The sequence below is a fragment of the Bacillus sp. RB3 genome (assembly GCF_030164735.1).
GTDB classification, from domain to species: Bacteria; Bacillota; Bacilli; order Bacillales; family Bacillaceae_G; genus Bacillus_A; species Bacillus_A cereus.
In genome coordinates this window covers 199,137-210,120 of record NZ_JASNGE010000008.1, presented here as the reverse complement: position 1 = coordinate 210,120, position 10,984 = coordinate 199,137, and the positions used below count along the sequence as shown (strand labels likewise).

Genomic DNA, 10,984 nt, shown 5'->3' with positions numbered 1-10,984 from the left:
ACGAATACTAATAGATCGAGGACTTAACCATATAATATGTAGCAATGTTATCTAGTTTTGAAGGAATATGCCTTCATAGTTTGGTGATGATGGCAGAGAGGTCACACCCGTTCCCATACCGAACACGGAAGTTAAGCTCTCTAGCGCCGATGGTAGTTGGGACCTTGTCCCTGTGAGAGTAGGACGTCGCCAAGCAAAAACCTAAGTCGTTTCGACTTAGGTTTTTTTGTGTTTATTTTTATTTACCGAAGGCTATAATCCATAAATTTAATAAAGCTAAAGACGAAAAAAGAATGAAATAGAGACTGTTTAAAATAATAGCAATGATTTTTTGTGTTCCTGATTTTCCTAATGCCACTAAAGTAATACTTAAAATAGGACAAATTATTACTATCATAAGTATATATTTTAAATAATGAGATGCTATAAATAAGTATTTAATAATTACAGAAATTACTGCAATAGAGAAAAATAAATAGGATAATAGCATAGTTCTTTCTTTAACAGTTATCCTCCTTAGAAATTAAATCGTTATAATAATACAAGAGTGTATATATATTGATTTAAAACATACTGAAGTGCCATTTAAACGATTATACGTAAAATAGATCTCTAGAAATATATATTCTAATTCCCTTTTCTTCTTGCATATAGTTGCAATTCTTCTTTTGAATATAACTAAAACACGAACGTTATTGACTACTAATAAAAAAACATTCGATTATTTATTGACATTGTTTATGAAATATTGTTAATATAACCATAGAAACAATAATATAAGACCTCATATAATCGCGGGGATATGGCCTGCAAGTCTCTACCTAACGACCGTTATTCGTTAGACTATGAGGGAAAGTCACTCGGTATTTTTCTATTCACAAGGGATACGTATGCCTGAGTAGAGCGCTTTCTCTCATAGTAAAAGAGAAACTGTTCTATTTCAGGCTTTTTTTATTTGAATCGGGGGGATTCTAATATGAAATCACTAGTTGGAGTCATAATGGGAAGCACGTCAGACTGGGAAACAATGAAATATGCTTGTGACATTTTAGATGAATTAAATATACCGTATGAGAAAAAAGTTGTATCCGCTCATCGGACTCCGGATTATATGTTTGAATATGCAGAGACGGCTCGTGAACGTGGATTGAAAGTTATTATTGCTGGAGCTGGTGGAGCAGCACATTTACCAGGAATGGTTGCAGCGAAGACAAATCTTCCTGTAATTGGAGTTCCAGTTCAATCAAAAGCATTAAACGGCTTAGATTCATTATTATCCATCGTCCAAATGCCAGGAGGTGTTCCAGTTGCAACTGTTGCAATTGGTAAAGCCGGTTCAACGAATGCTGGATTACTTGCCGCACAAATACTTGGATCATTCCATGATGATATACATGATGCATTAGAATTGAGACGAGAAGCGATTGAAAAAGATGTGCGTGAAGGTAGTGAGCTAGTATGACGAGGATCATTTTACCTGGAAAAACAATCGGTATTATTGGAGGCGGCCAGCTAGGAAGAATGATGGCATTGGCAGCTAAGGAAATGGGATATAAAATTGCTGTTTTAGATCCTACAAAGCATTCACCATGTGCACAAGTTGCTGATATTGAAATTGTTGCACCATATGATGATTTAAAAGCAATTCAGCATTTAGCAGAGATAAGTGATGTTGTCACATATGAATTTGAGAATATTGATTATAGATGTTTACAATGGCTTGAAAAACATGCGTACTTACCACAAGGTAGTCAGTTGTTAAATACAACGCAAAATCGTTTTACAGAAAAGAATGCGATTGAGAAGGCTGGGTTACCAGTAGCAACGTATAGATTAGTTCAAAATCAAGATCAGCTTACAGAAGCAATTGCTGAGTTATCATTCCCTTCCGTCTTAAAAACGACGACAGGTGGATATGATGGGAAAGGACAAGTTGTTTTAAGAAGTGAAGCTGATGTTGAGACAGCAAGAAATCTTGTGGATAAAGCAGAATGTATTTTAGAGAAATGGGTGCCTTTTGAAAAAGAAGTATCAATTATTGTGATTCGTAGTGTAAGTGGTGAAACAAAAGTGTTTCCAGTAGCAGAAAATATTCATGTAAATAACATTTTACATGAATCTATCGTTCCAGCTCGCATTACAGAAGAGCTTTCTCAAAAAGCAATTGCTTATGCAAAGGTACTTGCGGATGAATTAGAACTTGTGGGAACACTAGCTGTAGAGATGTTTGCTACAGATAATGGTGAGATTTATATTAATGAATTAGCGCCAAGACCTCACAATTCAGGACACTATACACAGGATGCATGTGAGACGAGTCAATTTGGTCAACATATTCGAGCAATCTGTAATTTACCTCTAGGAGAAACAAATTTGTTAAAACCAGTTGTCATGGTAAACATTTTAGGCGAACATATAGAAGGGGTCCTAAGACAAGTGAATAGATTAACCGGGTGCTATTTACACTTGTATGGAAAAGAAGAAGCAAAAGCACAGCGAAAAATGGGGCATGTTAATATTTTAAATGATAATATTGAAGTCGCTCTAGAAAAAGCGAAGAGTTTGCATATTTGGGACCATCAAGAACAACTGTTGGAGGGAAAAAGATGATTAGTCGTTATACACGCCCAGAAATGGGTGCAATTTGGACGGAAGAGAACAAATTTAAAGCATGGTTAGAAGTTGAGATTTTAGCTTGTGAAGCATGGGCTGAGCTTGGCGATATTCCAAAAGAAGATGTTAAGAAAATTCGTGAGCATGCATCATTTGATATTGATCGTATTTATGAAATTGAAAAAGAAACACGTCATGACGTAGTTGCATTCACTCGTGCTGTATCAGAAACGCCAGCATTAGGTGAGGAACGTAAATGGGTTCATTACGGTTTAACATCTACAGACGTAGTAGATACAGCATTATCTTACATCTTAAAACAAGCGAATGAAATTATATTAAAAGACTTAGAGAACTTTGTAAGCATTTTAGCTAACAAAGCGAAAGAGCATAAATACACAATCATGATGGGAAGAACACATGGTGTTCATGCAGAACCAACAACATTTGGTTTAAAACTTGGTCTTTGGTATGAAGAAATGAAACGTAACGTAGAGCGTTTCAAACAAGCTGCTGATACAGTTCGTGTTGGTAAACTATCTGGTGCGGTTGGTACATATGCAAATATCGATCCATTCGTAGAAAAATATGTTTGTGAAAACTTAGGATTAGAAGCAGCACCAATTTCAACACAAACATTGCAACGTGATCGTCACGCACACTACATGTCAACACTTGCACTAATTGCAACATCTATCGAAAAGATGGCAGTTGAGATTCGTGGTTTACAAAAGAGTGAAACACGTGAAGTTGAAGAAGCTTTCGCAAAAGGTCAAAAAGGTTCTTCTGCAATGCCACATAAACGTAATCCAATTGGTTCTGAAAATATGACTGGTTTAGCTCGTGTTATCCGCGGTTATATGATGACAGCTTACGAAAATGTTCCATTATGGCATGAGCGTGACATTTCTCACTCTTCGGCAGAACGTGTAATTTTACCAGATGCTACAATCGCATTAAATTACATGTTAAATCGCTTTGGTAATATCGTTAAAAACTTAACTGTATACCCAGAGAATATGAAACGCAATATGACAAGAACATACGGCTTAATTTATTCTCAGCGCGTAATGCTTACACTAATCGACAAAGGTATGGTACGTGAAGAAGCTTATGATATCGTACAGCCTAAAGCGATGGAAGCTTGGGAAACACAAGTACAATTTAAAGAGCTTGTAGAAGCTGATGAGCGTATTACAAGCAAGTTAACACAAGAAGAAATTAATGAATGCTTCAACTATGAGCATCATATGCAACACGTTGATACAATCTTTGAACGCCTTGGATTAAACGAAGCGTAAAATTTCATATGGCACAGAATAGAGTCATTCTGTGCCATTCTTTATAAAAATATTATTCACATTTTTCAAACTACAGGGGGCTTGCGAAATGCAAAAGCTAGAATTGCTGTATGAAGGTAAGGCAAAAAGAATTTATCGTACAGAATCAGCAGATATGGTTTGGGTAGAGTACAAAGATAGTGCGACTGCTTTCAATGGGGAGAAAAAAGAGACGATTACAGGAAAAGGTCGTTTGAACAATGAAATTACAACTTTATTGTTCAGAAAGTTACAAGAAGTGGGAATTAAAACACATTTTGTTGAGAAGTTATCTGAAACAGAACAACTTGTTAAAAAAGTGAGTATTATTCCTTTAGAAGTTGTCACAAGAAATGTAATTGCAGGAAGTCTTTCAAAACGATTAGGAATGGAAGAGGGAACTGTACTTGCAGAACCAATCGTAGAATTTTACTTCAAAGATGATGATTTAGGAGATCCGCTTGTAACGGAAGATCATATTCGTGTATTAAACGTTGCATCACCAGAGCAAGTAAGTGTATTACGAGATATGGCTCTACAAATCAATCAAGTGTTGATTGATCATTTCGCAAGCTGTCGTGTAAGATTAGTAGATTTCAAATTAGAGTTTGGTGTAACGGAAGAAGGAGAAATCATTTTAGCGGATGAAATTTCACCGGATACTTGCCGTTTATGGGATGAAACGAGCAATGAAAAGTTTGATAAAGACGTATTCCGTCGCGATCTTGGAAATTTAACAGATGCTTATGAAGAGATTTTAAAACGTTTAGGGGGAATTTCACATGTATAAAGTTAAGGTATATGTAACATTAAGAGAAAGCGTATTAGATCCACAAGGAACAGCAGTAAAAGGAGCACTTCATAGTCTTTCATTCACAGAAGTACAAGATGTTCGAATCGGAAAGTACATGGAACTAACAATTGATAAATCTGTATCTGATTTAGATAGCAAGGTAAAGGAAATGTGTGAAAAACTATTAGCGAACGTTGTAATGGAAGACTTCCGTTATGAAGTTGAGGAGGTTGTCGCACAGTGAAATTTGCCGTAATAGTATTTCCGGGTTCGAACTGTGATGTCGATATGTTCCATGCAATTAAAGATGAGCTTGGCGAAGAAGTAGATTACGTTTGGCACGATACAGAGAATCTAGATGAATATGATGCAATTCTACTACCAGGTGGATTTTCTTATGGTGACTACTTACGCTGCGGTGCTATCTCTCGCTTTGCTAATGCAATGAAAGCAGTGCAAAAAGCTGCTGAGCAAGGAAAGCCGATTTTAGGTGTATGTAATGGATTCCAGATTCTTGTTGAATCAGGATTACTACCAGGAGCGTTAATGAGAAACGAAAACTTAAAATTTATGTGTCGCACTGTTCAGTTGCGTGTTGAAAATAATGAAACGATGTTTACATCACAATATGGAAAAGATGAAGTAATTAATATTCCAATCGCGCATGGTGAGGGGAATTACTATTGTGATGAAGCGACGCTTAAACAATTAGAAGAGAACAATCAAATCGCATTCCGTTACGTAGAAAACCCTAACGGTAGCGTTTCAGATATTGCTGGTATTGTAAATGAAAAAGGAAATGTACTTGGTATGATGCCACATCCAGAGCGTGCTGTAGATGAATTACTTGGCGGTGCTGAAGGGTTAAAAGTCTTTCAATCTATCTTAAAACAGTGGAGGGAAACATATGTCGTTAATGCTTGAACCAAATCCAACACAAATTAAAGAAGAGCGTATATATGCGGAAATGGGGCTAACAGACGAAGAGTTTGCCATGGTTGAAAAGATTTTAGGTCGTCTGCCAAATTATACAGAAACAGGGTTATTCTCTGTAATGTGGTCTGAACATTGTAGTTATAAAAATTCGAAACCAGTTCTTCGTAAGTTTCCAACTACAGGTGAGCGCGTTCTGCAAGGACCTGGAGAAGGTGCTGGAATTGTAGATATCGGTGATAATCAAGCAGTTGTATTTAAAATGGAAAGTCATAACCATCCTTCAGCTATTGAACCATATCAAGGAGCTGCAACAGGTGTTGGTGGTATTATTCGTGACGTATTCTCTATGGGAGCACGCCCGGTAGCTCTATTAAACTCACTTCGTTTCGGTGAATTACAGTCACCACGTGTGAAATATTTATTCGAAGAAGTAGTAGCAGGAATTGCAGGATACGGTAACTGCATCGGTATTCCGACTGTTGGCGGCGAAGTACAATTTGATCCATGTTATGAAGGAAATCCACTTGTAAATGCAATGTGCGTAGGTTTGATTAACCACGAAGACATTAAAAAAGGGCAAGCGCACGGTGCTGGTAACACAGTAATGTACGTAGGAGCATCAACTGGTCGTGACGGTATTCACGGTGCAACATTCGCGTCGGAAGAACTATCTGAAAGCTCAGAAGCGAAACGTCCAGCGGTTCAAGTAGGGGATCCATTTATGGAAAAGCTTCTTATTGAAGCGTGTTTAGAATTAATTCAATCCGATGCACTTGTTGGAATTCAAGATATGGGTGCGGCTGGTTTAACATCATCATCTGCAGAAATGGCAAGTAAAGCAGGAATGGGTATTGAAATGTACTTAGATGATGTACCACAGCGTGAAACAGGAATGACACCATATGAAATGATGCTATCTGAATCACAAGAGCGTATGTTAATTGTCGTGAAAAAAGGTAGAGAACAAGAAATAGTAGATTTATTTGAGAAGTATGGTCTTGCAGCGGTTACGATGGGGAAAGTAACAGAAGATAAAATGCTTCGTTTATTCCATAAAGGTGAAAAGGTAGCTGAAGTTCCAGCAGATGCTTTAGCAGAAGAAGCACCAATTTATCATAAGCCATCAAAAGAAGCAGCATACTTTGCTGAATTCCAAGCAATGAAAATGGAAACGCCAAAAGTAGAAAATTATAAAGAAACGTTATTCGCTTTATTACAGCAACCAACAATTGCAAGTAAAGAGTGGGTATACGATCAATACGATTACCAAGTTCGCACAAGCACAGTTGTTACGCCAGGTTCAGATGCTGCAGTTGTACGTGTACGCGGTACAGAAAAAGGATTAGCAATGACGACAGATTGTAACTCTCGCTACATTTATCTAGACCCAGAGATGGGCGGTAAAATTGCAGTAGCAGAGGCAGCGCGTAATATCGTATGTTCTGGCGGAGAGCCACTTGCAATTACAGATTGCTTAAACTTCGGGAACCCAGAAAAACCAGAAATCTTCTGGCAGATTGAGAAATCAGTAGACGGTATGAGTGAAGCTTGTCGCACATTACAAACACCAGTTATCGGCGGAAACGTATCGATGTATAACGAGCGTAGTGGTGAAGCTGTATATCCAACACCAACTGTTGGGATGGTCGGACTTGTGCATGACTTAAAACATGTAACAACACAAGAGTTTAAGCAAGCTGGTGATTTAGTGTATGTAATTGGTGAGACGAAAGCTGAGTTTGGCGGAAGTGAATTACAGAAAATGATTCACGGCAAAATTTTCGGTCAATCACCAAGTATCGATTTAGATGTAGAATTAAAACGCCAAAAACAAGTATTAGAAGCAATTCAAGCTGGTCTTGTTCAATCTGCACATGATGTTGCTGAAGGTGGTTTAGCAGTTGCGATTTCAGAAAGTGCAATTGGTGCTAAAGGCTTAGGTGCTACTGTGAAATTAGATGGAGAAGCAACAGCAGCATTATTCGCTGAATCACAGTCTCGTTTCGTGATAACTGTAAAACGTGAAAATAAAGAGGCGTTTGAGAAAGTGGTAGAAGCAATCCAAGTTGGAGAAGTAACAAGTACAAATGAAGTAACAATTCATAATGAAGAAAATGAAGTATTACTTACAGCAAATGTAGATGAAATGAGAAAGGCTTGGAAAGGGGCAATCCCATGCTTGCTGAAATAAAGGGGTTAAACGAAGAATGTGGCGTTTTCGGAATTTGGGGGCATGAAAATGCAGCACAAGTTTCATACTACGGATTGCACAGTTTACAGCACCGTGGGCAAGAAGGCGCAGGCATTGTCGTAAATAATGGGGAAAAAATCGTCGGTCACAAGGGGTTAGGTTTAATATCAGAAGTGTTTTCAAGAGGTGAGCTAGAAGGATTAAATGGAAAATCAGCAATCGGACATGTACGATATGCAACAGCTGGTGGAAGTGAAGTTGCTAACGTTCAACCATTGTTGTTCCGTTTTTCCGATCATAGTATGGCGTTAGCTCATAACGGAAATTTAATTAATGCAAAAATGCTTCGTCGTGAATTAGAAGCAGAGGGCAGTATTTTTCAAACTAGTTCAGATACAGAAGTACTTTTACATCTTATTAAACGTAGCACGAAAGATTCTTTAATTGAAAGTGTAAAAGAGGCTTTAAATAAAGTGAAAGGTGCGTTTGCGTATCTTTTACTAACTGGAAATGAAATGATCGTTGCATTAGATCCGAATGGGTTCCGTCCGCTTTCAATTGGAAAGATGGGGGATGCTTACGTTGTAGCGTCAGAAACATGTGCTTTTGATGTAGTAGGTGCAACATACATTCGCGATGTAGAACCGGGTGAATTACTTGTCATTAATGATGAAGGAATTCACGTGGATCGTTTCACAAATGATGTAGAACATGCAATTTGCAGTATGGAATACATTTACTTTGCACGCCCAGATTCAAATATTGCTGGTGTTAACGTCCATGCAGCACGTAAGAATATGGGGAAACGTTTAGCGGCAGAAGCTCCTATTGAAGCAGATGTTGTTACTGGTGTACCAGACTCTAGTATTTCAGCTGCGATTGGCTATGCGGAGGCGACAGGTATTCCATATGAGTTAGGATTAATTAAAAATCGTTACGTTGGACGTACGTTTATTCAACCTTCTCAAGAACTGCGCGAGCAAGGGGTTAAGATGAAGCTTTCCGCAGTAAGAGGTGTAGTTGAAGGGAAACGAGTTGTTATGATTGATGACTCTATCGTAAGAGGAACGACAAGTAAACGAATTGTTCGTATGCTTCGTGAGGCTGGAGCGACAGAAGTTCACGTAAGAATTGCTTCACCACCTCTGAAATATCCATGTTTCTATGGCATTGATATTCAAACGAGAAAAGAATTAATTGCAGCAAATCATACAGTAGAAGAAATCCGTGAAATGATCGGAGCAGATTCTTTAACATTTTTAAGTGAAGATGGATTAGTAGATGCAATTGGACGTCCATATGAAGGGAAATATGGCGGCCTATGCATGGCTTACTTTAATGGGGACTATCCAACAGCTCTTTATGATTATGAGCAAGAGCTTTTAGAAAGCATGAAATAAGAAAAGTGAGAAAAGCTTCTACTTCTTTTGATGTAGGAGCTAGATCCTTTCTTAAAATAGCCCGCCCTGGATGGGGAGAAATTAAAAGACGAGGTGTAAATAACGATGGCGAATGCATATAAGCAAGCAGGAGTAGATATTGAAGCTGGATATGAAGCGGTATCTCGCATGAAAAAACACGTACAAACAACTATGAGAAAAGAAGTACTAGGCGGTTTAGGCGGTTTTGGAGGTATGTTTGATCTATCAAAATTTGCATTAGAAGAACCTGTATTAGTATCTGGAACAGATGGCGTGGGAACGAAATTGATGCTCGCTTTTATGGCAGATAAACATGACACAATTGGTATTGATGCAGTAGCAATGTGTGTAAATGATATTGTTGTCCAAGGAGCAGAGCCGCTTTTCTTCCTTGATTATATTGCTTGTGGTAAAGCTGAACCTAGTAAAATTGAAAACATCGTCAAAGGTATATCAGAGGGCTGTCGCCAAGCTGGTTGTGCATTAATCGGTGGAGAAACAGCTGAAATGCCAGGAATGTATTCTACGGAAGAATATGATTTAGCTGGTTTTACAGTTGGGATTGTTGATAAAAAGAAAATTGTAACAGGTGAAAAGATTGAAGCTGGTCACGTGCTAATTGGCTTAGCATCTAGCGGTATTCATAGCAATGGTTACTCTTTAGTACGAAAAGTGTTATTAGAAGATGGGGAACTATCTTTAGAGCGTATTTATGGCCGCTTAGAACTACCTCTTGGTGAAGAATTATTAAAACCAACGAAAATTTATGTCAAACCTATTTTAGAACTATTGAAGAAACATGAAGTATACGGTATGGCGCATATTACAGGTGGTGGATTTATTGAAAATATTCCACGCATGTTGCCAGAAGGAATCGGTGCTGAGATTGAACTAGGATCTTGGGAAATTCAGCCGATCTTTAGTTTGCTTCAAGAAGTTGGAAAACTGGAAGAGAAAGAAATGTTCAATATTTTTAACATGGGTATTGGTATGGTAGTAGCAGTGAAGGAAGAAGATGCAAAAGATGTTGTTCGTCTTCTTGAAGAGCAAGGAGAAATGGCTCGTATTATTGGACGTACTATACAAGGAGCTGGCGTTACTTTTAATGGGGGCACAGCACTATGAGTAGATTAGCAGTTTTTGCTTCTGGAAGTGGATCTAACTTTCAATCTCTCGTTAATGCGGTAGAAGAAAAAAGATTGGATGCAGAAATTAGTTTATTAGTATGTGATAAACCAGAAGCACGAGCTGTTGGACGGGCAAATTATCATCATATTCCGTGTTTTGCTTTTTCAGCGAAAGCATATGAGTCAAAAGAAGCGTTTGAAAAAGAGATATTAAAGAAGCTAGAAGAATATGAAATTGATTATGTTATTTTAGCTGGATATATGCGTTTAATCGGGCCGACGTTACTAGAAGCATACGGCGGGAAGATTATTAATATTCATCCATCATTACTACCGAGCTTTCCGGGTAAAGATGCTGTCGGTCAAGCGTTAGAAGCAGGTGTGAAAGTAACTGGAGTAACAATTCATTATGTAGATGCAGGTATGGATACAGGGCCAATTATTGCACAAGAAGCAGTGGTTGTTTCTGAAGGGGATACGAGAGAAAGCTTACAAAAGAAAATTCAACAAGTTGAACATAAATTATACGTAAATACAGTGAATCAAATTGTTCAGTCTGTGAAAGAATCAACTGTTAACTAACA

At 37.9% G+C, this 10,984-nt stretch carries 11 protein-coding genes, 1 rRNA gene and 1 riboswitch; of the genes, 11 read left to right on the top strand and 1 reads right to left on the bottom strand.

The genetic code is table 11. From position 1 onward, the window contains the following. Positions 1–79: 79 nt before the first annotated feature. Positions 80–195 (top strand): 5S ribosomal RNA (rrf, locus tag QO049_RS13585). 43 nt (positions 196–238) lie between these two features. Here the strand turns inward: rrf and QO049_RS13580 are convergent. Continuing rightward, complete coding sequence (locus QO049_RS13580) at positions 239–490, bottom strand: hypothetical protein (protein ID WP_000927502.1); 252 nt, start codon at positions 488–490, stop codon at positions 239–241. A gap of 274 nt (positions 491–764) precedes the next feature. Continuing rightward, positions 765–866, top strand: a riboswitch (purine riboswitch). A gap of 110 nt (positions 867–976) precedes the next feature. Here QO049_RS13580 and purE point away from each other — a divergent pair. The 10 genes from purE (at position 977) to purN (ending at position 10,982) form a co-directional block, all read left to right on the top strand. Beyond that, positions 977–1,462, top strand: a complete 486-nt coding sequence (gene purE, locus QO049_RS13575) for a 5-(carboxyamino)imidazole ribonucleotide mutase (RefSeq protein ID WP_000839367.1) — start codon at positions 977–979, stop codon at positions 1,460–1,462. Beyond that, a complete protein-coding gene (purK, locus tag QO049_RS13570) occupies positions 1,459–2,610 on the top strand; it encodes a 5-(carboxyamino)imidazole ribonucleotide synthase (protein ID WP_284489298.1) in 1,152 nt (383 codons plus the stop codon). The genes purE and purK overlap by 4 nt, the downstream gene beginning before the upstream one ends. Then, complete coding sequence (gene purB, locus QO049_RS13565) at positions 2,607–3,914, top strand: adenylosuccinate lyase (RefSeq protein ID WP_000625682.1); 1,308 nt, start codon at positions 2,607–2,609, stop codon at positions 3,912–3,914. The genes purK and purB overlap by 4 nt, the downstream gene beginning before the upstream one ends. 88 nt (positions 3,915–4,002) lie before the next feature. Continuing rightward, a complete protein-coding gene (gene purC / locus QO049_RS13560; RefSeq protein WP_001170544.1) occupies positions 4,003–4,722 on the top strand; it encodes a phosphoribosylaminoimidazolesuccinocarboxamide synthase in 720 nt (239 codons plus the stop codon). Then, a complete protein-coding gene (purS, locus tag QO049_RS13555; RefSeq protein WP_000278823.1) occupies positions 4,715–4,969 on the top strand; it encodes a phosphoribosylformylglycinamidine synthase subunit PurS in 255 nt (84 codons plus the stop codon). Before purC ends, purS begins: the two co-directional genes overlap by 8 nt. Then, positions 4,966–5,649, top strand: coding sequence for a phosphoribosylformylglycinamidine synthase subunit PurQ (gene purQ, locus QO049_RS13550; RefSeq protein ID WP_000666787.1), 684 nt, complete (start codon positions 4,966–4,968; stop codon positions 5,647–5,649). Before purS ends, purQ begins: the two co-directional genes overlap by 4 nt. Continuing rightward, complete coding sequence (gene purL / locus QO049_RS13545; RefSeq protein WP_000055564.1) at positions 5,633–7,852, top strand: phosphoribosylformylglycinamidine synthase II; 2,220 nt, start codon at positions 5,633–5,635, stop codon at positions 7,850–7,852. Before purQ ends, purL begins: the two co-directional genes overlap by 17 nt. Continuing rightward, positions 7,837–9,252 carry an amidophosphoribosyltransferase gene (gene purF, locus QO049_RS13540; protein WP_000879032.1) on the top strand — a complete coding sequence of 472 codons (1,416 nt, stop codon included), beginning with the start codon at positions 7,837–7,839 and terminating at the stop codon, positions 9,250–9,252. Before purL ends, purF begins: the two co-directional genes overlap by 16 nt. Before the next feature lie 105 nt (positions 9,253–9,357). Then, on the top strand, positions 9,358–10,398 hold the full coding sequence (purM, locus tag QO049_RS13535) for a phosphoribosylformylglycinamidine cyclo-ligase (protein WP_001262439.1): 1,041 nt from the start codon (positions 9,358–9,360) through the stop codon (positions 10,396–10,398). Further along, on the top strand, positions 10,395–10,982 hold the full coding sequence (gene purN / locus QO049_RS13530) for a phosphoribosylglycinamide formyltransferase (RefSeq protein WP_000088589.1): 588 nt from the start codon (positions 10,395–10,397) through the stop codon (positions 10,980–10,982). The genes purM and purN overlap by 4 nt, the downstream gene beginning before the upstream one ends. Positions 10,983–10,984 lie beyond the last annotated feature (2 nt).